The following is a 22,511-nucleotide window of genomic DNA, read 5'->3' as shown; positions in this document are numbered from 1 at the left end:
ACGCGCCGGGGTCGAAAGAGTCACGTCGGCGCGCGCCCGTCGCAAAATCGCAGTGGCGCGCGCCGACCCCGAACGTCCCGACTACCGCCGGTCGGCGGTCTCAGTTACTCGTGCCGTCCTCGTCGAAGTACACCTCGGCGATGCGGGTGTGGTAGGGGTCGCGCTCCTCGGCCTCCGGCGGAACCTCCACGTCGGGCGAGTACTGGCTCACCGTCCAGAACCGGCCCGAGGAGGGGTCTACCGACACGCCGTTGTAGTCGCCCCAGCGCAGGGGGTTGGCCAGCGTCCCGAAGCCCTCGCCGAAGTCGTAGTTCGACTCGCCGTCTTGGACGACCAGCGAGTCTTCGAGTCGGCCCTGCGCGTAATCGCTGGTCCGGCCCGAGACCAGCGACTGGATGTAGGTGTCGGGTCCGCTCCGGTTGTGGGCGATGACCGCCGTGCCGTCGTCGGCCCCGACCGTCGGGATGTAGTAGGAGGTGCCGGGTTCGCCGTAGACGCCGCTCTGGACGACCGACCGCGAGGCCACGTCGATTTCGTACCACCGGATGGCCGCGACCGCGCGCCCGTCGCCGTCCCAGTCGTACTGGATGGTGTGGGCGGTCCACAGCGACCCGCCGTCCACGTCGGCGTTCATCAGGCGCGTGCCGAGGGTGTCCACGTAGTCGGTCTCGTCGCCGCCCTTCTGTCGCGCTGGCGGCGGATAGCTGTAGGGGTCAACGTCGAGCGTGTAACACTCCAGCGTCGGGTCGCCCGTCGGGTCGGTCAACTCCCAGAGCGTGAGCGTCCCCGAACTCGGCGTGGGGAAGTCGGAGTTCACCAGATAGTACGTCCCCGAACTCCCGCCCGAGAACGGCTGAAGCGCCGGTTGGACCGTGAACGTCAGACCGTCCGCGTCCGGGTCGCTCATCCCGGTGAAGTGGTGGGTCGTCACCGGTTCGCCCGCGTACATCTCGGCCTTGTCGAGGGTAATCATCGTCACCTCGAACACCTCGCCGAAGAAGTTCTGCGTGAGGTAGATGGCGTCGCTGTCGAGTCCGAGCGTCGGGTAGTCCACCAGACCCTCGTTGTTCAGCGGCGGGACCCGGTAGACGTGCCACTCCCCGTTCGGGTTGCTGGTCGCCGACACCGCGACGACCCACCATCCTCGGGGCGGGCGACTGACCTGTTCGTCCTCCAGCTCGCCCTCTTCGAGGGTCTCACGGTCGATGATTTCGCCGTCGGTCGTCAGGCCGGGTTCGTACTGGGTCGCACACACCACGAACCGGTCGGCCTCTCTGTCGTAGCGCGCCCGCGGGTCGAACACGAACGGTTCGCCGTAGACGAACCCGCCTTCGGGTTCGGGGATGACCGGTTCCCAGAGTCGTTCGAGGCGTACCTGCTGTTGTCGCCGCCCCGCCTGCTCGTTGAAGATGGCGACCTGTCGGTTGAGCGCGTGGACGACTTTGCCGTTGCCCGCCGCGACCTGCGAGTCGGAGGGGACGCCGCCGCGGGTCTGTTCGGCGTTCACGCCGTCGTACTCGGTTCTGGCGGTCAGCGGGCCGGGGTCGTCGGCGTTCGACTCTTGGGCGGCCTGTCGCGGCGGTTGTCGTCCGCCCGCCTCGCTCGCGGTCCGGCGCAGGTCCGCGGCGGTCCCGCCACCGCCCGGACTCGACGCGCCCACCGAGTCGGGTGCCTCGCCGCGCGCTTGCTCGGCCCGAATCTGACCGAAGTTGATGGTCGCGCCGTCGTAGGTCCGCTTGAACGGGCCGTCCGCGCAGTCGGTCTGGGCAGTGGCGACTTCGCCGCCGAACCCCGCGAGCGAGAGACCGCCGACTCCGACGCCCGCCGCCTGCAACAGTCGGCGTCGGCCCATCGACAGGTGGTCGTCGTCCTTCTCCGAGTCTGCAGGTTCGTCCTTTTTCGTTCGTCTCATGGAGCAGTCCGGTTTGAGAATTGGAAGATTGAAGGTTAGTTAATTAGCTCCTACTCGAAGGTGAGACCGGAAACGAAGACGCAATTTTAAGTCTACCTACGTGGTACGTACTCGGCTTTCCGGCGAAACGAACCCGCGCGAGACGGAGTGTCGTCGCCAGAACCAGACAAGAGTCACTTCGGCGGTTCGCCCACGCCCGGCGTCTCCAACCACTCGGGTCGCTGGAGGTACCCCTTCTCCTCGTGAACCCGCCGGTAGAGCGTCCGAAGCGCCCTATTGAACGGGCTACGGTCGACCTGCGGCCTGACCCGTCCGTCCCGAATCGCCGAGACGACGGCCTCGGGCGAGAACTCGTCGGCGTCGATTTCGGTGTAGGCCCGACCCACCTCGACCGGATAGTGGGCGTCGCTCCCGCCGACCAGCGGCAGGTCGTTGCGGTCGGCCAGTCTCCGGACCCACTCCCCGGTCCGGGGGTGTTTCCCGTTGACTTCGATGGCGTCGAAGTCGGCCCCCACCTCTCGGACGGTGCTGTTGCGGTAGGGGTGGGCGACGATGGCCGCACACCCTCGGTCGTGGGCGAGTTCGACCGCTTCTTCGGGCGAGAGGTCGCCGGGGTCGGTCTCTCGCGGGGGGTCCGGCCCGACCACGAGGACGTGGCCGTGAGTGGTCGTCACCTCGATGCCCGGAATCGTCCCCGCGAACCGGCCGTCCGGCCCGGAGTCGCCGATGTCGAACGCCCGGAAGTAGTCGTGGTTGGTCAGCGCCACCCCGTCGAGTCCCCGCAGTTCGGCGGTCCCGGCCAGCAGACGGACCCCCACCGGGTCGTAGTAGTCGGCCGCCCGCCGGTGGCCGTGGAAGAATCGCGTGTGGGCGTGTAGGTCAACCGTGTACACACGAGACCGTAATAGCCGGTAGACCTTTGACTTTCTGCCCCCAACGGACTGTCGTATGCCCGATGTTGGGCGGGGGCCCACGGGTGAGGCGACTATCGCCGACGACGGCGACCCGAGCGACCGAATACTCGTTCTCAACCCGGTCAGCGGGAACGGGAGTCACGCCGAACGGGTCCGGAAGTCGGCCGACGACGCCGGATTCACCGTGTTGGAGACCCAAGCCAGCGGCGAAGGCGTCGAGTTCGGCCGACTCGCGGCGGCGGCCGGTGCGGACCTCGTAGCGGCGGCGGGCGGCGACGGAACCGTCAACGAAGTTCTCCGGGGTCTCGACGCGGCAGACGCGTTAGACGACGTGACCTTCGGTGTCGTCCCGGCCGGGACCGGAAACAACTTCGCCGGGAACGTCGGCATAGAGGGCATCGACCACGCCTTCGACGTTCTCGCCGAGGGCGAACGCCGCCGCATCGACGTGGCGACTGCCGACGGCGAACGCTTTCTGAACTCCTGCATCGCGGGGTTGACCGCCGAAGCCAGCGCCTCGGCTTCGCCGGAGTTGAAGGCCCGACTCGGCGTGTTGGCCTACGTACTCAACGGTCTCCGAGCGGTCACGGAGTTCGAGGGCCTCCCGCTTGCGGTCGAGGCCAGTTGCCCGGGGACCGAGAAGACGTGGACGGGCGACGCCGTGATGGTACTGGTCGGCAACGCTCGCAGGTTCCCCGCACGGGGTCGGTCGCAGGCCAACTGCGAGGACGGACTGCTGGAGTTGACAATCGTCGAGCGGTCGCCCCCGACGAACCTGCTACAGGAGGCGGCGATTCACCGACTGTTCGGCGAGGAGACCGAACACGTCACCAACCTCTTCGCGTCGGAACTGCGGGTCGACGTTCGACGCGACGACCCGGTGGGGTTCAGTTTCGACGGCGAAACCGGGACTCACGGGTCGCTGACGATGGAGACCGGCGAGCGAACGGTGGAACTCGCCGTCGGCGAGACCTACGAACCGACTCCGGAGTGAGTCGGGGTCGGCGAATCGGCTCTCGGCGACTCAGGTTTCGAGTCGGTACCGATACGGCGACGACTGGATGACTGTCACCTCGCCCTCTCGCGCGCGCCGCCCGAGGACGGTGGCGACGCGGTGGGCACTCTCGAACGGTTCGTCGCGTGCTTCGAGCAACTGGAGGATTTCTCGCGCGGTCAACGGTTCGTCGGCGTCCGTTTCGGCGAGGACGGTTCGGATGCGGTCGTACTCCCTCGCGGGCCGGGCCATACGTCTGTTCTCGCATGGGAGAGAGCCACACTTAAGCCTCAGTCAGACGGGCGTCAGACGCGGTTTCGCGTCGAAAATCGGACTCGGGCGAAACTACACCGCTCGGTCGTGGGGACCGGAGAAGTCCCGTTCGCGGCGGTACTGCTCTACGAACTCCGTCACGTCGAAGTCGAGCATGTCGTCTTCGAACTGGGCCATCGCGCCGTCGTCGTCGGCGTGACTCACGGCGTGTTCCATCAGTTCCACGACGAGTTCGACCACGATTTCGTGGAGGCGACGCGAGTCGAAGTCGGTCAACCAGAGTAGGGCGTAGCCTACGTCTTGGTCGTCTTCGACGTTCTCGCTGACGACTTCGCCGGGGAACTCCTCCAACACGACGCCCATGACGTGGGGCGTGCCGAACTCGCCGAGGTCGTCGTCGGTGTCGATAGTCGCCCGGAGGACTTCCACGAGGAACTCGGGGACGAAACGCGAGGGCGGGTGAACGTCGGTGACGACCGCGTGGTTCTCGCCGCACGCGCACTCGTACTCGCGCATGCCCATGTCGAGGTCGTGGACGTAGACCGACTCGCCGCAGGGGAGGTCGATTTCGGCCCCCCGACCGCCCGGAACGCGCGGTTCTGCCATGCGACTGGGTTGGCGTTCGGGACGTTTAAAAACCGCGACTTGGTGAACGGGGACGGTTGGCCCGCCCACGAAGCTACCCCGTCCTTTTCGCCCGTCCGCGTTTTCGGTAGGGGGTGACTATCGGAGCGTCGGGTCCGATTCCCCACGCTCCCAGAGTTCAAGTACGAACGCGGGACAAGTCCGCCCCGGTGAACCCACGGCGAAGCAAATCTGCATCTCCCGCGAGGCCCACGAACGACTGAAGTCGCTCCGAGAGGACGGGGAAACGTTTTCGGAGACTATCCTTCGATTCGAGGCGGTGTGACGCTCAGGGCCAGTCGTCGCGCTGGTCCTCTTCGGCCGCTTGCTCGTCGTCGTCCACCTCGTCGGCGAGTTGCCACTCGGCGGCCTCTGCCGCCTCGGTCACGTCTAAGAACTCCCACTCGTACTCGTCGGCGAGTTCCCGGTCGTCGTCGGTCGTGCCGACGAAGACGTGGCGGTCGGTGTCGAACTGCTCGCGGACGCTTTCGAGACTCTCGCCTTTCCCCTTCGGTCCGGAGAAGAAGTCCTGCCGGATGCGGTTCTTCCGGGTGAAGTTCGTCACGACGTAGGTGGGCTTGTCCGAGACGACGCCGACGTACTTGCTCCACCTGCGGGCGTCTTCGAACACCGTGCCGGGTTTGGCCAACTCCTCCAGCGCGGAGAGTTCGAAGGCGAGGGTCATGTCGCCGCTTCCGTTCATGGGTCTCTTTCGGCCCGTGGCGGGCAAAACGCCTTCGGTCCGAAGTCATCTCTCGGACCGACGCCGACGCTCGCCGGGAATCGACGGTCGGGTTCGCGCCGACTGCCCACCGGTTCCGGTGGGCAGTCGGCGCTCGACTCAGGCGAGTTCGACGCGCAGGTACTCGGAGAACACGACCACCGGTTCGTCGGCGAACAGGGAGGCCACCTCCGGCGTCACGGCGACTGTGCCCCGTCCGTCGTACTCGGCGAGCAACTGCTGTGCCCGCTCTGGTAACTCGTCGAAGTGACGCACCGGCACCCCGGCCGGTGCGGTCGCTGTCGGACGGAGACGAAGGGTTCGCCCGTCTCTCTCGGTTCCGGAAGTCGTGTTCGAGGACATTGTGCTACACGGTACCAAATGCCGTGAAGTATCTTAAACCTTCTGGCGTTCGGAACCAACGAGTCGGGGAGATAGATATTCCTCTCGGCGGGAAAGTCGAAAAGCAAGATTTGCGAAGCGTCGGGTCGAGCGCCGAACGGACGTTAGAACCGGTAGCCTTCGTCTTCGTCGCCGAGCGAGCGTTCGGTCGTCTCCATCATCTCGTCGGCGAACTCCATCTCGTCGCGGGTGTTGCTCTCCATCGTGGTCTGGTACTCCTTGATACCGAGCGACAGGACCTCTTCGAGGGCCTCTTGGCGGTCCACGAACTCCTCTTGGGAGACCAACTGGTCTATCTGCATGTCCACGTCGTCCGACAGAGTAATTTCGAGCTGAGGCATGTACATCGGCTACCAGTTCCAACTACTACAACGTTTGGTTGGCCCGTCGTTTTGCTCCCATCGGCGAGTCGGCGGTCCGCGGACCGCCGACTCGCCGAGAAGTCTGAGACGAAAAGTGACGAGTTACCGGGTGGTTCGTCGTTCGCGCGAAACTACTGTTCCTGCGGAATCGCCAGCTCTTCGGGGTCGAAGTCCTTCTCCAGCAGGGTCTCTTTCTGGTCGGCGACTTCGGCCTCTTGGCGGATGAGGTCCTTGTACTTGCCCTGCGGGGCGATGTCGCCGATGAGGACGCCGCCGACCAACTTACCGTCCTTGAACGCGAGACGCCGCCACTCGGTGTCGCTGTACTTGCGCTCGCACTCGTCGTCGCCCAGCGTCGGGAACCCGAAGCTGAGGAACGGGAAGTCGAAGTGGGTGATGGAGTACGACGAGACCCAGCGGAACGCTTCGTCTTCGCCGTCGGCGACCATATTCTTCGCGGCGATTTGGCCCTGCTCTTTCGCACTGCCCCACGACCCGTTCTGGGCGTACTGGTCGAGGATGGTGTCGTAGTACCGGGTGATGTCACCGGCAGCGTAGATGTCCTCGACGTTGGTCTGCATGTACTCGTCCACGACGATGCCGCTGTCCTCCTCGATGCCGGTGCCTTGGAGGTACTCGGTGTTGAAGTTCAGACCGATGGCGACGCCGACGAAGTCGCTGTCGTACTCTTCGCCGTTGGCGTCCACCGTCGAGACGACTCGGCCGTCGTCGTCGGTCTCGAATCGCTCGACGCCGCTTTCGAGGACGGGTTCGACACCCTTCTCTTCGAGGGCGTCGTGGATGATTTCGGCACCGTCGAGGCTCAGGCCGTAGCGCCACCAGCGGTTGCCACGCATGATGTACTTGGCGTCCACGTCTTGGGCCGCGCACACCGCCGCGAGGTCGATTCCGAGCAGACCCGCGCCGACGACGACGCCTTGGTCGGCCTCGCTCGCGTTCTCCTGAATCTTCCGGGCGTCTTGGAACGTCCAGAAGTGGTGGATACCCTCGGCGTCGCTGTTGTCCACCGGAAGCTGAGTCGGCGTTCCGCCTGTCGCCACGAGCAGTTTGTCGTACTCGAACGTGCCGCTGTCGTGGGTGTGGACCTCGTGAGCGTCGGGGTCCACGTCGGTCACGAACGTGTTGAGTTCGAGGTCGATGTCCCGCTCGGCGTACCAGTCTTCCTCGTGGATGGAGATGGGTGCTTCGGGGAGCTTTCCTTTGGCGAATTCCTTGATGAGGATGCGGTTGTACAGCGCCTCACCCTCGTCTGTGATGACGGATACGTCGGCGTCGGGGTCTTCCTCGCGGATGGTCTCCGCGGCGGAACTGCCCGCGATTCCGTCACCGATTATCACGTACGACTCGCTCATAGCCGAACCTTCAGCTTCGGGGTTAAAGTGGGTTGCTATCTTCGTATCGTGTCAGAGGTTCACGAACAGACGAACTTTTGGGGGTCGCGTCCTAACCCCCGCCCGATGAAGATAAACCAGAACGTCCGCCACTTCGCGTCCCGGAAGGCGCTGGAACTGCCGGTGGTCTCGGACCTCGTGAAGGACAAGCTCGTGGACCTACACACGCGTATCTTCCTAGAGAAGGCCGACGAGCGACACCGCGAGGAGCGCCGCGAGCGACTCGACGCCTTCTTCGACGCCACGATGGACACCTACCTCGCGGCGCTACAGGCCGGTGCGCCCGAGGCCGAGGCCCGCGAAATCACCCACATTCAAGCCAATTTCGACTTCTACAACCACGGCTGGACCGAGATGATGGAGTTCCCGAGCGACGAACTCGACGACCACTACGACCGCTACGCCGAGTTCTTCGAGCGCCACGGCATCGCCATCGAGGACCCCCTCGGCGAGTTCATGCCCGCGGGCGGGATTCCCGATGCGCCCTCGACGCCCGAGAAGTTGGAGGAGCCGGAGCATCCCTACGCTGAGGGTGGATTTGCGGACGACGTTTACGTCGAGGGACCTGATGGTGAGATTCGGGTCGGCGGGCAGGACGAACCCGAGGAAGTGGACCTGACGGACGCGCCCGGCGTGAGCGACGAGGACGCCGAGGCGTAAGAAAATATCTATTCACTATCTAGAGACTACTCAGAGCTTTCATCGCAAGAACAAAATTGGAAATTTGAAAGAAAATATTTTATTTTGTCTAAAATACCCTCTCGTTCTCGTGTCGTCATTACATGGACGGCCCTGATTTGCTCCTCAGTGAGAATTGTTTTCTCTCGGGAGGGTTTATCCTCAAAATCGATATAGACTGGATATGCGAGTACAAGCTGGCGCTCTCTCCCAACTCGGCTATACTCGGTAAGTATGCCGGAAATATCCTTTCCATTCTTGAGTTCTACCATGACTTGCTCGGCATTTCGAAGACCTCCTTCCCAAGGTTGCCACGGATTCCGCTGATGACTCATCCAAGAGCCAAGTTTCGAGCGAACTTGGTGTGGGAAATTTGTTGTGAGTGTGATTGCGTAGACAAGGCCAAAAGCACATGAAAGAATGAATAAGGTGACGGCTGACTCAATATAAAACCTATCTGGACCGAAGAAGACGCCACGAATTGCATTCTGACTATTAATTATTTTCCCTGTCTGCTGACCGATCCAAATGAATGTAATATCTATTAGTATACTAGAGACGAAACTTGTAAGATAGAATATATCGCGGTCGATTTTTTGCTCAACCACTCCTAGCGTGATACCAAGAAGTACAGCAATAAAACCGGGAGCGATCAATAAGGCCGCGAGTATCAGCGTTTCCGCAGTTATCGGCATAGGAAGCGAAAATATTGTGTTAGTCGTTATCGCCGTCGCCGTTACTTCTATCAGGGTTATTTGAGGTCGGAGCCATGATGTAACCGTCTTCTGGTGGCTCAACATCAACTACTTCTTCCCCCTTCTCAATTGTTCGGCGAGCAACTTTCTCTGAAAGTTCAACCTTTTCAGAATTTGCTCGGGGGTTCTGTGTCTTATTTTCTTGGGCGGCGTCTGATGAATCGTCGTCAGACATACACCACTATTTTAACTAGAACATAAAATGGTTTTCGGACGGTTGAACAGTGTGGAGAATATACTTGATGATAAAGTACTGAGGATTTATAACTTAGCCTCAACTACTCCGGACTGACGACTTCCTTCCGCCCCGCAATCCGGTCGGCACACTCGTAACCCGCCACGATACCGCCGTTCAGACTCCGCTCGGGATACTGCGCTCTGCTCGCCATCCCCGCATAGTACAGCCCATCCGCAACCTCCTCGCCGAGGTCGTAGGGAATCACCATGTCGAGATACCCCCGCTCGTAAATCGGTGCGGCGCGGGGGTTCTTGGCCAGTCGGAACTCCTCGACGTGCGAGCGGTCCCAGTCGGGGAACATCTCTTCGACGTGCCCCAACCACAAGTCCCGAACCTCCTCTTCCTCCATCTGCCAGAGGTCCTCCTCGTAGTCCTGAATGTAGCTGGCGACGTAGAGCAGGTGGTCGCCGCCGTAGTTCTCGGGCGGCATGTAGTTGGTGTGTTCGATGAGCGCGCCGAAGGGAGCGTCGTGGGCCACGTTGAGCCAGTAGGTGTCGGTCAGCGCTTCGTCCATCGTCACCAGCGCGCAGACCGCCCCTTGGAAGTCGATTTCGCACGGGTAGCCGGTGAGGTCTTCGAGGACGTTGGGCATCGCCGCGACCACCACGTCGTCCACCGCGTGGGTCTCGGTGGCCGTGCCGCCGTCGGCGGCCTCGGCCTGCGCTTGCTCCGAGACGGGTTCTCCGTCTGCGACTTCGACGGTCATCTCGCTCACCCCGCCGTCTTCGAGGTCGAGGTCGGTGACGCGGGCGTTCGTCGTGATGTTCTCACGGCCGACTTCCTCCACGAGAGCGTCGAGCAACTGCCCGAACCCGCCTTCGAGGTAGCCCAGCGGTTCGCCCCGGAGCAGGTCGCGCTCGCCCCGGAACTTGATGCGCCCGAGCAACCACGCCGCGCTCACGTCGTCTTTGCGGTCGCCGAACTTGGCGTCCAGCAGGGGTTCGAAGAATCCCTCGTAGACGCCGTTGGAGGTGTGTTCGCGAAGGAAGTCCTCGATGGCAACGTCCTCGAAGTCCTCCAGATTCTCGTAGGTGTCGAACTTCGGAACCCCGCCTCGAACGTCGATTTCCTGCGTGAGCATCGTGAGGCGGAACTTGTCGTAGACGCTCATGTGGGGGTAGGCCAGAATCTCCCACGGTTTGTCCATCGGGTAGACCGTGCCGTCCCAGTAGTAGGCGTTCTTGCCGATTGGCCACTCCAGACGCTCTTCGAGACCCAACTTCTCGATGAGGTCCACGATGGTCTCTTCGGAGGCCGAGAGGTGGTGGTAGAACTTCTCTACTGGGTCGCCCGCCGTCTCGTACACGGCGGCGAGTCCGCCGATTTGGTCGCTGGCTTCGAACACCTGCACGTCGTGACCGTGTTGCTGGAGGCGGTAGGCGGCCGCGAGACCCGCGATTCCCCCACCGACGACACCTTTCATGTCCCTTCGTTCACCACGGTCGGCCAAAGGTCTTGTTGAAGTGTCCGGCCGGTCGCGGTCCCGCGACCGGCCGACGCGACCGGCCGATTTCTCGCCAAGCGAAGAGTAGTTACGACAAGCCGCCCTCCATCCGCCCATGAAGGCCGCGCTCATCATCCTCGACGGTTGGGGATTGGGAAGCGAAGACGGCGGGCGAAACGCCATCGAAGCCGCCGAGACGCCGAACTTCGACCGGTTCGCCGACGCCGGGAGCTACGGCACCCTGAACGTGACCGGGCGGCGGGTCGGCCTGCCCGAGGGACAGATGGGCAACAGCGAAGTCGGCCACCTCAACATCGGCGCGGGCCGGGTAGTCCGCCAAGAGTACACCCGCATCTCCGACGCCATCGAGGGCGGCGAGTTGGGCGACAACGACGCCATCGACTCGGCGTTCGAGTACGCGAAGGACAACGACGGTCGAGTCCACTTCATGGGTCTGGTGAGCGAGGGCGGGGTTCACTCCGACCAGAAGCACCTCTACGCCCTCGTCGAGTTGGCCGCCGAGCGAGGCGTCGATGCGGTCACGCACGCCTTCACCGACGGCCGGGACACCCCGCCCCAGAGCGGCGCGGGGTTCGTGGGCGAGTTGCAGGAGGTAATCGACCGCGAGGAAACCGGCGAGGTGGCGACCGTCTCCGGGCGCTACTACGCGATGGACCGCGACCAGAACTGGGAGCGAACCCGGCGGGCCTACGACGCCATCGTGAACCGCGAGGCCGAGTACACCGCTGAATCGGCGGTCGAGGCGGTCGAAGAGAGCTACGAGCGCGAGACCACCGACGAGTTCGTGGAACCGACGCTAGTCGAGGGCGGTCCCGCACTCTCGGACGGCGACGCCGCGGTCTTCTTCAACTTCCGGTCGGACCGCGCCCGCCAGTTGACCCGGATGCTCGCGGACATCGACCCGGTGTGGGCGTTCGACACCTCGCCGCCCGAGATTCGACTGGTCACGATGACCGAGTACGACGAGGAGTTCGACCTCCCCGTGGCTTTTCCGCCCCACCAACCCGCGGACGTTCTCGGCGAAGTCCTCGCAGAGACCGGTCTCACGCAACTGCGCATCGCCGAGTCCGAGAAGTACGCCCACGTTACCTACTTCCTGAACGGCGGGCGCGAAGTGGAGTTCGAGGGCGAGAGCCGGAAAATCGTGGAGTCGCCCAACGTCCCGACCTACGACCAGCAACCCGAGATGAGCGCCGAGGAGGTGACGGACACCGCCATCGCCACCATCGAGGAGACCGACCCGGACGTGTTGGTCCTCAACTACGCGAACCCCGACATGGTTGGCCACACCGGGGACTTCGACGCCGCGGTCGAAGCGGTCGAGGCCGTGGACGCCCAACTCGGCCGACTCGTGGAGACCGTGGAGGGCGCTGGCGGGCACGTCCTCGTCACCGCCGACCACGGCAACGCCGACGACATGGGCACGCCGGAGGACCCCCACACTGCCCACACCTACAATCTGGTTCCGCTGGTCTACCTCACCCCGGAGGGCGACGACGGCGGCAAGCGGGTCCGCGAGGGCGGGTCGCTCTGCGACATCGCGCCGACGTTGCTCTCGCTCATCGGAGTTGAGAAACCCGAAGCGATGACGGGCGAGAACCTGCTGGAGTAGCCGAGAAGTCCCCGAGAACCGTCGTTCTGACTGGAGTCGCGCTCTCACGATTTCTCCTCCGGCGCGTGCGGGCGCGACCCTCGTGGTCGCGCCGACCCGCGCGAGGTCGTCAGCGCTGTGCGCCGACTGCTCGTCGGAACTCGCTTCCGACGGTGGACGAGCGAGTGACCAACGGGAACGAGCGAGGAGGTTGGGGAGGTGTGAGGCCCGCGGTTGCGGTGCTGTGCGGTCTCCTCGGCGTCGGCATCAGTGCGGTTCGCGGTTGCGGTGCTGTGCGGTCTTCGTCGGTTCGAGTCTGTAGCTACCAACCTGACGCTTCTCGTCTCCCTCGTAAACCGCGTTCCCCTCGTAAACTTCGTTACTCCGTCGCCTCCCCCGCCAAATCAGCGAGTCGCCATCTACTGCTTGAACCGATGACCCGTTCCGCCGTGTCGTCGCTGGCGGAAGGACGGCGTGGCGCTCTTGTCCGGAAAACGATGCGTCGAACGCGCTGTTGACCCTCTGGCGCGGGGGTCAAGGTTGTCGCGGTGCTGTGTGGTCTCCTCGGCGTCGGCATCAGTGCGGTTCGCGGTTGCGGTGCTGTGCGGTCTCGATTGGTTCGAGTCTGTAACTACCGCCCTGACGCTTCTCGTTCCCCTTCGTAAGCTTCGTTGCTCCGTCGCCTCTTTCCACCAAACCAGCGAGTGGCTAGCTACTGCTTGAACCGATGACCCGTTCCGCCGTGCCGTCGCTGACGGAAGGACGGTGTAGCGCATTCTCGACAATCTATATATTTCTCTAGAAATGAAAAACAATTCTAAAAGAAACGTATACAATCGCTTTCCTCACTCCCCGGTCCGGAACGACAGGTCCAGCGAACTCGCCGAGTGCGTGAGCGACCCCATCGAAATCACGTCCACGCCCGTCGCGGCGTAGTCGGGCACGTCCGCGATTCCGATGCCGCCGCTGGCCTCCGCAATCACGCCCTCCGGAAGCGCCGCCACGCCCTCCCGGACTTCCGCGGGCGACATGTTGTCCAGAAGCACGATGTCGGCCCCGGCGTCGGCGGCGCGAGCGGCGTCTTCGGGACGCTCGACTTCCACCTCGATTTTCGTCGCGAAGGACTTCTCCGCCCGGAAGTGCGCGACTGCCGCTTCCATCCCCATCTCGGCGACGTGGTTGTCCTTGACCATCACCATCCCCGAGAGGGTGAGCCGATGGGTGTCGCCTCCCCCGGCCGCAATCGCGCGCTTCTCGACCCCGCGCAGGCCGGGCGTCGTCTTCCGGGTTCCGGCAATCGCCACGCAGTCTCGGACCTCGCGGGCGGCATCGACCGCTCGGCGGGTCTTCGTCGCCACGCCCGAGGCGTGGCCCGCGACGTTGACCGCCACGCGCTCGCCGCGGAGGACCGACTCCGCGGACCCCTCGACTTCCAGCACTGTGTCGCCGGGCGCGATTCGGTCGCCCGCTTCGGCCGTCGCCTCGCAGTCCGCGTCGAGGTAGTCGAAGACGGCGCTCGCGGCGTCGAGTCCCGCCGCGACGCCCTCCTCCTTGGCGACGAGTCGGCCCGTCGTCTCGCCGGGGACGTGGTTGGTCACGTCGCGGTGGCCCACGTCTTCCCGTAGCCAGTCTTCGACCTTGCGGTCAGTCACTCGCATTCGCTGGCACCTCGCCCGACTCCTCGGCGTCGCGTTCGTCGTCTTCCAGCGCGTGGCACCCGACCGGTTCGGCGTCCAACGCCGACCGAGCGACCAGCAGGGCGACCACGCTGGCGTTCCGAAGTTCGTAGAGGCTCCGACTCGTCCGGGTCCGGGTGTAGGCGTCCACCTCGCCCTTGAGTCGCCGGAGGACCGCCGTCGCGCGCCGCAGACCCTCGGGCGTCCGGCGAATCCCGACCTGCTCGTCCATCACGCGGCGCAGGCGGACGAACTTTTCGCGGGCGAACCCCGAGGGGAGGTCGGGGTCGCTGTCGCGCAGTTCCGGCGCTTCGACGGGTTCGGGGTCGAACCCGGCGGCCGACTCCCCGGCGCGCAGGCCCCAGACGAGTCCCTCCAGCAGACTCGTGGACGCGAGGCGGTTCGCGCCGTGGACGCCGGTCCGGGCGCACTCGCCGACCGCGAACAGGCGGTCCAAGTCGGTCCGGCCGCGGTCGTCAACCGAAATCCCGCCACAGAGGAAGTGTTCGCTCGGTTCGACCGGGATGCCGTCGGTCCAGTCCACGCCGCGGACCTCGCACTTCTCGGCGAGGTCCGGGAACTCCTCGGCGAAGTCGAGCGGACTCACGTCGAGTCGGACCTCGCCCGTGCGCTCGCGTTCGTCCGCGACCGCGCGGGCCACCACGTCGCGCGGCGCGAGTTCGGCGTCCTCGTGGTAGTCGGGCATGAACCGCTCGCCGTCGCCGTTCCGGAGGAGCGCACCCTCCCCGCGGACCGCCTCGCTGACGAGGAAGGGGTCCTCCCCAGAGAAGGCCGTCGGGTGGAACTGGACGTAGGCCACGTCCGCCACGTCCGCGCCCGCGAGGGCGGCCATCGCAATCCCGTCACCCGTGGCGGTCTCGGGGTTCGTGGAGTTCCGGTAGAGCGCGCCGATGCCGCCGGTAGCGAGGACCGTCGCGCCCGCGAAGACGGGTTCGGGACCGGAGTCCTCGCTCGCGCCGTCCGCGGCGCGGTCCACGACCGCGCCGTGGACTCGGCCCTCGTGGGTAATCAGGTCGAGCGCCGCGGTGTCCTCACGAATCGTCACGTTCTCGTGGGCCGCGAGGCGGTTCAGAAACGGGCCGAGGACGTGCTTGCCGGTGCTGGCGTCCACGTGGAGGATGCGCGGTTCGGAGTGGGCGGCCTCGCGGCCGAAATCGAACTCGGACCCGTCCCGGTCGAAGGGCACGTCCAGCGTCTCTACCAGCACGTCTTCGACCGCTTCACGCGACTCCTCGACCAGCACCTCGACCGCCTCCGGGTCGGCGGTGTCGGCGCTCGCCGCCAGCACGTCCTGCTCGAACGCTTCGGGGTCCGAGCGCGCGGTGGCGACCCCGCCCTGCGCCCAGTGTGAGGTGGTCTGCTCGGGCCGGGTCGCCTTCGTGACGACCAGCACGTCCGCGCCCTCTCGCGCGGCCGAGAGCGCGGTCGCACACCCGGCCACGCCGCTTCCGACCACGAGTACGTCCGCTTCGGTGCGGGTGTCGGATTCGTTACTCATCGTCATATCTCCAGCATGCGCTCCATCGCCACGTTCGCCAGTTGCGCCTCTCGGGGTGGGACTTCGATGACGTTGCGCTCACGTCCGGCCACGAGTTCCTCCAGCACCCACGTCAGGTAGTTCGGGTCGATTTGGCGCATCGCGTTGCAGTCCATGCAGGCGTCCCCGCAGAGGGGGACGACTTCGACCTCGGGGTGCCACCGCTGGAGGTGGTTCGTGAGGTGAATCTCGGTGCCGATGGCCCACGTCTCGCCGGGGTCGGCGTTCGCCACGGTCTCGCAGATAGTCGCCGTGCTTCCCGCAACGTCGGCGGCCTCCACGACCTCCCGGCGACACTCGGGGTGGACGATGACGTTGGCGTCGTCGTACTCCTCGCGGACCTGTTCGATGTGTTCGGCGCGGAAGCGCTCGTGGACCTGACAGTAGCCGTCCCAGAGGATAACGTCGCTCTCGGCGACTTCCTCGGCGTCCTTGCCCTCTGGGTCCCACGGGTCCCACTCGGCCACGTCGTCCTCCATGCCGAGTCGGTGGGCGGTGTTCTCGCCGAGGTGCTTGTCGGGCAGGAAGAGTACTTTGTCGCCCTGCTCGAAGGCCCACTCGAACACGTCGGCGGCGTTCGAGGAGGTACAGACCGCCCCGCCCTGCTCGGCGCAGAACGCCTTCAGGTCGGCGTAGGAGTTCATGTACGTGATGGGAATTATCTCGTCGTCGGGCGCGGCCTGCGTAATCTCGGCCCACGCCGCGTCAACTTGCAGGGCCTCGGCCATCCCCGCCATCGGACACGAGGCTTCCATCGAGGGGAGAATCACGGTCTGGTCGTCGTCGGTGATGATGTCCGCGGACTCGGCCATGAACGTCACGCCGCCGAAGACGACGTACTCGGCGTCGGCCTCGGCCGCCTCGACGCTCAACTGGTAGGAGTCGCCGATGAAGTCGGCGTGTTCCACGATTTCCCGTCGCTGGTAGTTGTGACCCAAGATTACGAGGTCGTCGCCCAACTCGGCTTTCGCGGCCTCGATTCGGTCGGTGCGTTCGGCCTCGTCCAACTCCCGATAGCGTTCGGGCAACTGTTCGAGGTTGTCGTATTTGAAGAGACTAAGGTCGGTTTCGATGTCGGCCGTTTCCATTTTTGGCACAGTCAGCCACCTCCGATTGCAACAGACTTCGGTATCCACTATTGAAAATATTTTCTCTTCATAGATACCCGGTGAATTGCCCCGGTGATACGAGAGTCTATAGAGAGGGAGACGGCCGACGGACTACTCGCGTGAATCCGAATCACTCCCCGGTACCAGCAGGTGGTGAGAAAAGAGCGGAGACCGAACTCAGTTCCGGCCGTCGTAGACGACTTCGCCGTCCACGACGGTCATCGCCACGTCGATGTTCTCGATGTCGTCGGGGTGGTCCCACGGCGAGCGGTCCAAGACCACCAAATCCGCCTTCTTGCCAGCCTCGACGGTGCCGAGTCGGTCCTCGTCGAACCCGGCGTAGGCCGCCCCGCGGGTGTACGCTCGGAGCGCGTCCGTCACCGAGAGACGCTGGCGCTCGGCGGGTGCGTTGACGGTCTGGTGGACGCCGAAAAGCGGGTCCAGCGGCATGCAGTCGCTCCCGAACGCCAGCGGCGTGTCCGCCGCCAGCAGGTCGGCGTAGCGGTTCGACCGCTCGCGTCGCTCGGTGCCGAGGCGGGCGTCGTACAGTCCGCCCTCGTCGGCCCACTTCAGGAAGTTCGGTTGGACCGACGCGACGACCCCGGTGTCGGCGAATCGCTCGATAGCCTCGTCGGACGCGAGTTCGGCGTGTTCGACCCGGTGGCGGGCGCTCGCGGGGTCGTCGGTCCCCTCGTAGGCCGACAGGACTTCCTCGACCGCTTCGTCGCCGATGGCGTGGGCGGTCATCTGGAAGCCAGCGTCGTCACCCTTCGCCACGAGTTCGCGGAGTTCCGCGGGCGGGACGACCCACTGGCCGGTTTCTGATTCCGGCGAGTCGGCGTAGGGTTCGGAAAGTTTGGCGGTCCGTCCGCCGAGGCTTCCGTCGGTGAACGTCTTGACGCCGCCGGTCCGGACGAACTCGCTCCCGTGGTTGGTCCGCAGGCCGACTTCGGTGAGGGCGTCGAGGTGGTCCGACCAGTAGTTGATGCGGACCCGGAGCGCGAGGTCCCCGTCCGCGTCCATCCTGCGGTAGACCTCCGGCGCGCGCGACTGGCGAACCATGTCGTGGACGCCCGTCACGCCCTTCCGGTGGGCCTCGCGCTGTGCGGCGTCGAGCAGTCCGCGGGTCTCCTCGGCGTCGGGTTCGATGGCCTCGTAGAGTACGTCCACTGCTTCCTCCACGACGACGCCCGTGGGGTCGCCGCCCTCGGTCCGCACGTCGCCGTCGGGCATCTCGTCGGCGAACCGGTCGAGCGCGACCGAGTTGACCGCCGCAATGTGCATGTCCTCGCGGAACGCCGCGACCGGTCGGTCCTCGGAAACGGCGTCGAGGTCCGCGCTCGTCAGGTATCGGGACTCCTCCCACGCGCTCTCGTCGTAGCCGAATCCCAGAATCCACTCGTCACCGGAGTCACCGTCACCGTCGGAACCGCCCTCGTCGGCGAGCAGGGCCACGCAGTCGCCGGGCGAGTCGGCCTCGGCGAGGTCGGCGTAGACCAGCGAGCGCCCGAGGTGCTGGAGGTGGGTGTGGGCGTCGATGAAACCCGGCAGGAGGACCCGCCCGTCGAGGTCCACGACTTCGGTCTCGACGCCGTTCAGGAACTCGACTTCGTAGGCGTCGTCTACACGCACGACTTCGCCGTCCCGGACCGCCAGCGCCTCCGCGGTCACGTCGGGGTCGGCGAGCGTGTGAACTTCCGCGTTCGTGAAGATACGGTCTGCCGCCGCTGTCATGTCCGAGACGTGCGCGCGCGGAGCGATAACCGTTGGGGAATCGGCGACCGGACGAGCGACCGAGTGACTCGGTTACGGCGTCGCGTCGAGTATCGAGATACGGCCGCTGCCGGTCACGACGACGCCGTAATCGAAGAAGGAGAACCGAGTCGTCCCGTCGGCCCGCGGGGTTCCGTCGTGCCGAGCGTCGAACAGGGCGTCCAGCGCGTCCGGGTCGATGACCTCTGCGAGGGGGTCCATCTCGGCGGGGTCGATGCCCGAAACCGCGGCGACGGCCGCGATGACCCCCTCGCTCAACCGCTCGCCGGTCGCCACTTCGTAAGTCGTCAGCACGGTCCCGCGATTTACTTCTGATTGCTTTTCGCTCATGGATAACTCGGTCTCGCGGAGTACCTCGGTCTCCGGAGTTCGCTACGCCGATGTTGGTTCTCTGGAGGGGTACTCGGTCTGGTTCGTCTCTGAACGGTTTTAAATAGGGTCTACTCTTCGGTCACGAGCGTCGTCGCAACTAGATTCCGGAGTCCGCGACGGATTCGCTTGGAGACCGCCCGCGAGGAGATACCGAACTCCTTAGAGAGGTCTTCGAGGGTGGTCTCGCGCGGTTCGTCGAAGTAGCCCGCCTCGAAAGCCGCGACGATGGCCCGACGCTGGTCGTCGGTCAGGCCGTACTGCTCGCCCGCCTCGACTTCCGTGAGCGTGTGAATCCAGTTGAGTCGCAGGTCGATGTCGTGGTCCGCGCAGTAGCGCTGGAGCGCCACGACCGCCGCGCGGTCGGGCGACCGGAGTTGGAACTTCCACACGTCGTCGTGTCGGTTCACCGCCAACAGGGTCGCCTCCGAGTTCACGATGGTCTCGATGAGTCCGTGTTCTTCTCTCCACTCCGCGCGCACCAGCGCACCGTCGCCCACCCTGTCTAAAACCGTGACTTCTTCGATGCCGGTGTCGTTCTCTAACTCCGATACGAACGCGTCCACGTCGTCGCCCCACACCCAGAAGAACGGGAGCGCACCGTCACCTGTCGGGACGATGCGTTCGAGTTCGACCTCCATGGCTGGCGTCACCGTGAGGGCTCTACCGAGCGGAAAGTCGCCGACTGGGACGGACAACTCCGCGATGATACTCATCCGGGTCCGGTTTCAGCGCGAAGCGACAAGCCGGTTGTGGTACTCGATTGCTGTCAACGAGTCCACCGCCGACAGTTCCGGAACCAATATGCGACGGGGGGTCAAATCGCGGGCTATGAACCGCATCATCGGCGAGCGCGACCTCTCGGAGACGCCGTTCTCTCCCGAACAGGCCCGTGAGACCTACCGCGAGTTGGTCCGAGCGCGGGCGTTCGACGAGCGAGCGCTGGCGCTCCAGCGACGAGGGTGGATGAGTAGTTGGCCACCGTACCGAGGCCAAGAGGGGTCGCAGGTCGGGGCCGCGCTTGCGATGGCCGACGACGACTGGCTCTTTCCGACCTACCGGTCGAACGCGATGCAAATCGCCCGCGACGTTCCGATGAGCGACATCCTCCTGTTCCGGCGGGGCATGCCCGAGTTCCACTCGGGCCACGACGTGCCCAACTTCCCGCAGGCGATTCCCATCGCCACCCAGATTCCCCACGCCGCGGGCGTCGGCATGGCGATGAACTACCGGGAGGCGGTCAACGGCGAGGACGGCGACCGTGCCACCGTCTGTTACTTCGGCGACGGCGCGACCAGCGAAGGCGACTTCCACGAGGGTCTCAACTTCGCGGGCGTCTTCGACGCGCCGACCGTCTTCTTCTGTGAGAACAACGAGTGGGCGATTAGCCTGCCGCGCCACCGCCAGACCGCCGCCGACAGCATCGCACAGAAGGCCGCGGCCTACGGCTTCGAGGGCGTACAGGTGGACGGCAACGACCCCCTCGCGGTCCGGGAGACGGTGGCCGAGGCGCTCGAATCGGCCCGCGACGGGAACCCCGTCCTCGTGGAGAGTCTGACCTACCGACAGGGCGCACACACCACCAGCGACGACCCGAGTCAGTACGAGGAGACGGCCCGCGAGTTGCCCGACTGGCGGACCGCCGACCCCCTCGAACGCTACGAGGAGTACCTCCGCGACCAAGACGTGTTGGACGACGAGTTCGTCGCCGAGGTCGAGGACGAGGTGGATGCCGAACTGGACGAGGCCGTCGAGCGCGCCGAGTCCGCCGACCCCGGAGACCCCGACGACGTGTTCGACCGAGTGTACGAGAACCTGCCGCCGAACCTGCGCGAACAGAAAGCGTGGCTCGACTCCTTCCTCGCCGAGAACGACGTGCAGGAGTTAGACCACTGACGACCCGGCGGCGCGATTTTCCTCAGTCGAGCGCCATGTACGTCTTGGTGTCCGCAACGCCGTCCATCCCCGAGATGTCCGACGAGGCGGCGTGAAGTACGTCGTACACCTCGTCGGCGTCGGTCTCCACGATAACGTCGAACTCGCCCGCGACGATGTGGGCCTCCGAGATGCGGTCTAACCCGCGAACTGCCTGTAGAACGTCCTCCGAGCGTCCAGCGGCCGTTTTCACCATGATAAAAGCGTGAACCATCGCACTGTGTGATTCTGTACCACGCGAGAAAAGCCTTTGGGGTGGAGAAAAGTTATTCAGTCAGTCCCACGTAAACGTTCCCATGCGATTCGTTATCATTGGCTCGGGTCGGGTAGGGCTTCGCACGGCCCGCGTCCTTCGGGAGGAGGGCCACGAGGTCACGCTGATAGAGCGCGACGCCAACAAAGTCGAGCGCGCTCGTAACGACGACTTCGAGGTCATCGAGGGCGACGGGGACCGCGAGGAAGTCCTGACGCAGGCCGACCTCGAATCAGCGGACGCGGTGGGTGCGCTCACCGGCGACCTGAACGTCAACTTCGCGGCGTGCATGGTCGCCAAACACTACGGCTGTCGGACGGTTCTGCGCATCGACGAGGACTACCGCGAGGACATCTACCGGAAGTTCGCCAGCGACGTGGACGAGGTGGTCTACCCCGAGCGCCTCGGTGCCATCGGCGCGAAGAACGCACTGCTCGGGGGGAACATCCGCGCCATCGCGGACATCGCCCAGAGCCTACAGGTGGTCGAACTCACGATTACCGACGAGTCGCCGGTCAAGGGCTACTCCATCAGCGAACTCTCGTTGCCCGCCGACTCCCGAATCTTGGCGTTCGGCAAGGCCGACGAAGCGATGGGGATTCCGCTCCCCGACGACTCGCTGGAGGTCGGCGACCGACTGGCGGTCCTCGCGGACTTCGACGTGCTGGAGGACGTGCGACAGATTCTGGTGGGCGACGCAAGCAGAGCGAGTGCGCAAGCGATGACGGGAGGTACCTAACATGGTTACAGCGTACGTGATGGTCAAAGCGAACACGGGCGAGGCGGACAGGCTCAAGAACGCGATTATGGACCTCGACGGCGTAATCGACGCCCACATCGTCGCGGGCGACGTGGACATCATCGCCAAACTCGACGTGGACTCGCCCGCCGACGTGAAGGAAATCGCGGCCGACGGGATTCAGGGCATTCAAGGCGTCGAGGACACCCAGACGTACATCGCCATGGACTAGCGGGGACCGTCCCGTCGCCCGCTAGCGCCGTCCTCGTCGTAGTTCTGGCGCGCTCGCTCGCGCAGGCCCGCGGCGGGTTCCCGGTAGTCGTAGCCCGGGATGATGCCCTGCACCCACGTCCCTTCGACGTACTCGGCTATCGCCAGCGCGTCCTCGGCGGCGCGTTCGGGGTCCTCCCGGTCGAACGCGACGGTGACGACGACCTCCGCGTCCTCGCCCGTCCCCTCGCGCTCGATTTCGGGCGGCGCGGCGTCGGCGTCGGCGACGGTGTGGGCGTCGTCCAGTCGCAACTCTAGGGTCTCGAACCACCCGTCTTCGACGACTTCGGCCACCGTCTCGCCTTCGACCACGGCGTCGAGCATCGGCGTCCGGGCTTCGAGGCGGTACTCGCGGGCGTCTCCCTCGGTGTCGCTCACGGTGACGACGTTCTCGAAGGGTTTCGCGGGCGTCTCGAACCGGTCGTCGTCGGTCTGCTCGAAGTCGGGATGGTCGCGGAAGGCGCGCTCGACTCGCTCGTCGGTCATTG

Annotated in this window: 25 protein-coding genes; 6 read left to right on the top strand and 19 right to left on the bottom strand. The window is 64.9% G+C overall.

Annotation, left to right across the window (positions count from 1 at the left end; translation table 11 throughout):
* Positions 1 to 100 precede the first annotated feature (100 nt).
* Positions 101 to 1,912: a hypothetical protein gene (locus tag P2T60_RS11785; protein WP_276279443.1), complete on the bottom strand. Its 1,812-nt coding sequence runs from the start codon at positions 1,910 to 1,912 to the stop codon at positions 101 to 103.
* A 173-nt stretch (positions 1,913 to 2,085) separates the two neighbouring features.
* Entirely contained in the window at positions 2,086 to 2,805 is a 720-nt protein-coding gene (locus tag P2T60_RS11780; RefSeq protein WP_276279442.1) for a CehA/McbA family metallohydrolase, read from the bottom strand.
* A gap of 55 nt (positions 2,806 to 2,860) precedes the next feature.
* On the opposite strand from P2T60_RS11780, the gene P2T60_RS11775 reads away from it, so the two are divergent.
* Entirely contained in the window at positions 2,861 to 3,820 is a 960-nt protein-coding gene (locus tag P2T60_RS11775; RefSeq protein ID WP_276279441.1) for a diacylglycerol/lipid kinase family protein, read from the top strand.
* Between the two features lie 30 nt (positions 3,821 to 3,850).
* Here the strand turns inward: P2T60_RS11775 and P2T60_RS11770 are convergent, their stop codons facing one another.
* The 6 genes from P2T60_RS11770 to P2T60_RS11745 form a co-directional block, all read right to left on the bottom strand.
* On the bottom strand, positions 3,851 to 4,072 hold the full coding sequence (locus tag P2T60_RS11770; RefSeq protein ID WP_276279440.1) for a hypothetical protein: 222 nt from the start codon (positions 4,070 to 4,072) through the stop codon (positions 3,851 to 3,853).
* Between the two features lie 93 nt (positions 4,073 to 4,165).
* Positions 4,166 to 4,699, bottom strand: coding sequence for a DUF5815 family protein (locus P2T60_RS11765; RefSeq protein WP_276279439.1), 534 nt, complete (start codon positions 4,697 to 4,699; stop codon positions 4,166 to 4,168).
* A 307-nt stretch (positions 4,700 to 5,006) separates the two neighbouring features.
* A complete protein-coding gene (locus P2T60_RS11760) occupies positions 5,007 to 5,420 on the bottom strand; it encodes a DUF7124 domain-containing protein (protein WP_276279438.1) in 414 nt (137 codons plus the stop codon).
* A 138-nt stretch (positions 5,421 to 5,558) separates the two neighbouring features.
* Complete coding sequence (locus P2T60_RS11755) at positions 5,559 to 5,801, bottom strand: DUF7979 domain-containing protein (protein WP_276279437.1); 243 nt, start codon at positions 5,799 to 5,801, stop codon at positions 5,559 to 5,561.
* A gap of 143 nt (positions 5,802 to 5,944) precedes the next feature.
* Positions 5,945 to 6,181: a DUF7120 family protein gene (locus tag P2T60_RS11750; RefSeq protein WP_276279436.1), complete on the bottom strand. Its 237-nt coding sequence runs from the start codon at positions 6,179 to 6,181 to the stop codon at positions 5,945 to 5,947.
* Positions 6,182 to 6,333: 152 nt separating this feature from the next.
* Positions 6,334 to 7,575, bottom strand: a complete 1,242-nt coding sequence (locus tag P2T60_RS11745) for an NAD(P)/FAD-dependent oxidoreductase (RefSeq protein WP_276279435.1) — start codon at positions 7,573 to 7,575, stop codon at positions 6,334 to 6,336.
* A gap of 105 nt (positions 7,576 to 7,680) precedes the next feature.
* Here P2T60_RS11745 and P2T60_RS11740 point away from each other — a divergent pair, with 105 nt between their 5' ends.
* On the top strand, positions 7,681 to 8,274 hold the full coding sequence (locus P2T60_RS11740; protein WP_276279434.1) for a DUF6149 family protein: 594 nt from the start codon (positions 7,681 to 7,683) through the stop codon (positions 8,272 to 8,274).
* A gap of 26 nt (positions 8,275 to 8,300) precedes the next feature.
* On the opposite strand, the gene P2T60_RS11735 is transcribed toward P2T60_RS11740, so the two are convergent.
* The 3 genes from P2T60_RS11735 to P2T60_RS11725 all read right to left on the bottom strand — a co-directional run bounded on the left by P2T60_RS11735 (position 8,301) and on the right by P2T60_RS11725 (position 10,708).
* Positions 8,301 to 8,987: a DUF6338 family protein gene (locus P2T60_RS11735; RefSeq protein ID WP_276279433.1), complete on the bottom strand. Its 687-nt coding sequence runs from the start codon at positions 8,985 to 8,987 to the stop codon at positions 8,301 to 8,303.
* 19 nt (positions 8,988 to 9,006) lie between these two features.
* The gene (locus P2T60_RS11730) at positions 9,007 to 9,222 is read right to left on the bottom strand and encodes a hypothetical protein (protein ID WP_276279432.1); all 216 of its coding nucleotides are present in this window, start codon (positions 9,220 to 9,222) and stop codon (positions 9,007 to 9,009) included.
* Positions 9,223 to 9,325: 103 nt separating this feature from the next.
* A complete protein-coding gene (locus P2T60_RS11725; RefSeq protein ID WP_276279431.1) occupies positions 9,326 to 10,708 on the bottom strand; it encodes an NAD(P)/FAD-dependent oxidoreductase in 1,383 nt (460 codons plus the stop codon).
* 136 nt (positions 10,709 to 10,844) lie between these two features.
* Here P2T60_RS11725 and gpmI point away from each other — a divergent pair, with 136 nt between their 5' ends.
* Positions 10,845 to 12,362 carry a 2,3-bisphosphoglycerate-independent phosphoglycerate mutase gene (gene gpmI / locus P2T60_RS11720; protein ID WP_276279430.1) on the top strand — a complete coding sequence of 506 codons (1,518 nt, stop codon included), beginning with the start codon at positions 10,845 to 10,847 and terminating at the stop codon, positions 12,360 to 12,362.
* 824 nt (positions 12,363 to 13,186) lie between these two features.
* Here the strand turns inward: gpmI and nadC are convergent.
* The 6 genes from nadC to P2T60_RS11690 all read right to left on the bottom strand — a co-directional run bounded on the left by nadC (position 13,187) and on the right by P2T60_RS11690 (position 19,542).
* Complete coding sequence (nadC, locus tag P2T60_RS11715) at positions 13,187 to 13,999, bottom strand: carboxylating nicotinate-nucleotide diphosphorylase (RefSeq protein WP_276279429.1); 813 nt, start codon at positions 13,997 to 13,999, stop codon at positions 13,187 to 13,189.
* On the bottom strand, positions 13,986 to 15,536 hold the full coding sequence (locus P2T60_RS11710; protein WP_276279428.1) for an L-aspartate oxidase: 1,551 nt from the start codon (positions 15,534 to 15,536) through the stop codon (positions 13,986 to 13,988). Before P2T60_RS11710 ends, nadC begins: the two co-directional genes overlap by 14 nt.
* A gap of 2 nt (positions 15,537 to 15,538) precedes the next feature.
* Positions 15,539 to 16,672: a quinolinate synthase NadA gene (gene nadA, locus P2T60_RS11705; protein WP_382210359.1), complete on the bottom strand. Its 1,134-nt coding sequence runs from the start codon at positions 16,670 to 16,672 to the stop codon at positions 15,539 to 15,541.
* Positions 16,673 to 16,861: 189 nt separating this feature from the next.
* Positions 16,862 to 18,418: an amidohydrolase gene (locus tag P2T60_RS11700; protein ID WP_276279427.1), complete on the bottom strand. Its 1,557-nt coding sequence runs from the start codon at positions 18,416 to 18,418 to the stop codon at positions 16,862 to 16,864.
* 72 nt (positions 18,419 to 18,490) lie between these two features.
* Positions 18,491 to 18,787 carry a DdfA family disk-determining factor gene (locus tag P2T60_RS11695; RefSeq protein ID WP_276279426.1) on the bottom strand — a complete coding sequence of 99 codons (297 nt, stop codon included), beginning with the start codon at positions 18,785 to 18,787 and terminating at the stop codon, positions 18,491 to 18,493.
* A 110-nt stretch (positions 18,788 to 18,897) separates the two neighbouring features.
* Entirely contained in the window at positions 18,898 to 19,542 is a 645-nt protein-coding gene (locus tag P2T60_RS11690) for a helix-turn-helix domain-containing protein (RefSeq protein WP_276279425.1), read from the bottom strand.
* A 115-nt stretch (positions 19,543 to 19,657) separates the two neighbouring features.
* On the opposite strand from P2T60_RS11690, the gene P2T60_RS11685 reads away from it, so the two are divergent.
* Entirely contained in the window at positions 19,658 to 20,722 is a 1,065-nt protein-coding gene (locus tag P2T60_RS11685; protein WP_276279424.1) for a thiamine pyrophosphate-dependent dehydrogenase E1 component subunit alpha, read from the top strand.
* Between the two features lie 22 nt (positions 20,723 to 20,744).
* Here P2T60_RS11685 and P2T60_RS11680 read toward each other — a convergent pair whose 3' ends face one another.
* The gene (locus tag P2T60_RS11680; RefSeq protein WP_276279423.1) at positions 20,745 to 20,975 is read right to left on the bottom strand and encodes an Lrp/AsnC ligand binding domain-containing protein; all 231 of its coding nucleotides are present in this window, start codon (positions 20,973 to 20,975) and stop codon (positions 20,745 to 20,747) included.
* A gap of 82 nt (positions 20,976 to 21,057) precedes the next feature.
* Here P2T60_RS11680 and P2T60_RS11675 point away from each other — a divergent pair, with 82 nt between their 5' ends.
* Complete coding sequence (locus P2T60_RS11675; protein ID WP_276279422.1) at positions 21,058 to 21,753, top strand: potassium channel family protein; 696 nt, start codon at positions 21,058 to 21,060, stop codon at positions 21,751 to 21,753.
* A gap of 1 nt (position 21,754) precedes the next feature.
* Positions 21,755 to 21,985, top strand: a complete 231-nt coding sequence (locus P2T60_RS11670; protein ID WP_276279421.1) for an Lrp/AsnC family transcriptional regulator — start codon at positions 21,755 to 21,757, stop codon at positions 21,983 to 21,985.
* Here P2T60_RS11670 and P2T60_RS11665 read toward each other — a convergent pair.
* Entirely contained in the window at positions 21,982 to 22,509 is a 528-nt protein-coding gene (locus P2T60_RS11665) for a DUF5813 family protein (protein WP_276279420.1), read from the bottom strand. The genes P2T60_RS11670 and P2T60_RS11665 overlap by 4 nt on opposite strands.
* Positions 22,510 to 22,511 lie beyond the last annotated feature (2 nt).

This window comes from Halorussus caseinilyticus (assembly GCF_029338395.1).
GTDB classification, from domain to species: domain Archaea; phylum Halobacteriota; class Halobacteria; order Halobacteriales; family Haladaptataceae; genus Halorussus; species Halorussus caseinilyticus.
The sequence above is the reverse complement of the archived record's forward strand: the minus strand, read 5'-3'. Positions and strand labels throughout refer to the sequence as shown.

Coding starts and splice junctions, on each gene's coding strand:
- P2T60_RS11770 (WP_276279440.1), bottom strand. CDS start 4,072: ATGGCCCGGCCCGCGAGGGAGTACGACCGCATCCGAACCGTCCTCGCC.
- P2T60_RS11675 (WP_276279422.1), top strand. CDS start 21,058: ATGCGATTCGTTATCATTGGCTCGGGTCGGGTAGGGCTTCGCACGGCC.
- P2T60_RS11730 (WP_276279432.1), bottom strand. CDS start 9,222: ATGTCTGACGACGATTCATCAGACGCCGCCCAAGAAAATAAGACACAG.
- P2T60_RS11685 (WP_276279424.1), top strand. CDS start 19,658: ATGAACCGCATCATCGGCGAGCGCGACCTCTCGGAGACGCCGTTCTCT.
- P2T60_RS11750 (WP_276279436.1), bottom strand. CDS start 6,181: ATGCCTCAGCTCGAAATTACTCTGTCGGACGACGTGGACATGCAGATA.
- P2T60_RS11695 (WP_276279426.1), bottom strand. CDS start 18,787: ATGAGCGAAAAGCAATCAGAAGTAAATCGCGGGACCGTGCTGACGACT.
- P2T60_RS11785 (WP_276279443.1), bottom strand. CDS start 1,912: ATGAGACGAACGAAAAAGGACGAACCTGCAGACTCGGAGAAGGACGAC.
- gpmI (WP_276279430.1), top strand. CDS start 10,845: ATGAAGGCCGCGCTCATCATCCTCGACGGTTGGGGATTGGGAAGCGAA.
- P2T60_RS11740 (WP_276279434.1), top strand. CDS start 7,681: ATGAAGATAAACCAGAACGTCCGCCACTTCGCGTCCCGGAAGGCGCTG.
- P2T60_RS11735 (WP_276279433.1), bottom strand. CDS start 8,987: ATGCCGATAACTGCGGAAACGCTGATACTCGCGGCCTTATTGATCGCT.
- P2T60_RS11670 (WP_276279421.1), top strand. CDS start 21,755: ATGGTTACAGCGTACGTGATGGTCAAAGCGAACACGGGCGAGGCGGAC.
- P2T60_RS11725 (WP_276279431.1), bottom strand. CDS start 10,708: ATGAAAGGTGTCGTCGGTGGGGGAATCGCGGGTCTCGCGGCCGCCTAC.
- P2T60_RS11710 (WP_276279428.1), bottom strand. CDS start 15,536: ATGAGTAACGAATCCGACACCCGCACCGAAGCGGACGTACTCGTGGTC.
- P2T60_RS11700 (WP_276279427.1), bottom strand. CDS start 18,418: ATGACAGCGGCGGCAGACCGTATCTTCACGAACGCGGAAGTTCACACG.
- P2T60_RS11690 (WP_276279425.1), bottom strand. CDS start 19,542: ATGAGTATCATCGCGGAGTTGTCCGTCCCAGTCGGCGACTTTCCGCTC.
- P2T60_RS11755 (WP_276279437.1), bottom strand. CDS start 5,801: ATGTCCTCGAACACGACTTCCGGAACCGAGAGAGACGGGCGAACCCTT.
- nadC (WP_276279429.1), bottom strand. CDS start 13,999: ATGCGAGTGACTGACCGCAAGGTCGAAGACTGGCTACGGGAAGACGTG.
- P2T60_RS11775 (WP_276279441.1), top strand. CDS start 2,861: ATGCCCGATGTTGGGCGGGGGCCCACGGGTGAGGCGACTATCGCCGAC.
- P2T60_RS11765 (WP_276279439.1), bottom strand. CDS start 4,699: ATGGCAGAACCGCGCGTTCCGGGCGGTCGGGGGGCCGAAATCGACCTC.
- P2T60_RS11680 (WP_276279423.1), bottom strand. CDS start 20,975: ATGGTTCACGCTTTTATCATGGTGAAAACGGCCGCTGGACGCTCGGAG.
- P2T60_RS11745 (WP_276279435.1), bottom strand. CDS start 7,575: ATGAGCGAGTCGTACGTGATAATCGGTGACGGAATCGCGGGCAGTTCC.
- P2T60_RS11665 (WP_276279420.1), bottom strand. CDS start 22,509: ATGACCGACGAGCGAGTCGAGCGCGCCTTCCGCGACCATCCCGACTTC.
- P2T60_RS11760 (WP_276279438.1), bottom strand. CDS start 5,420: ATGAACGGAAGCGGCGACATGACCCTCGCCTTCGAACTCTCCGCGCTG.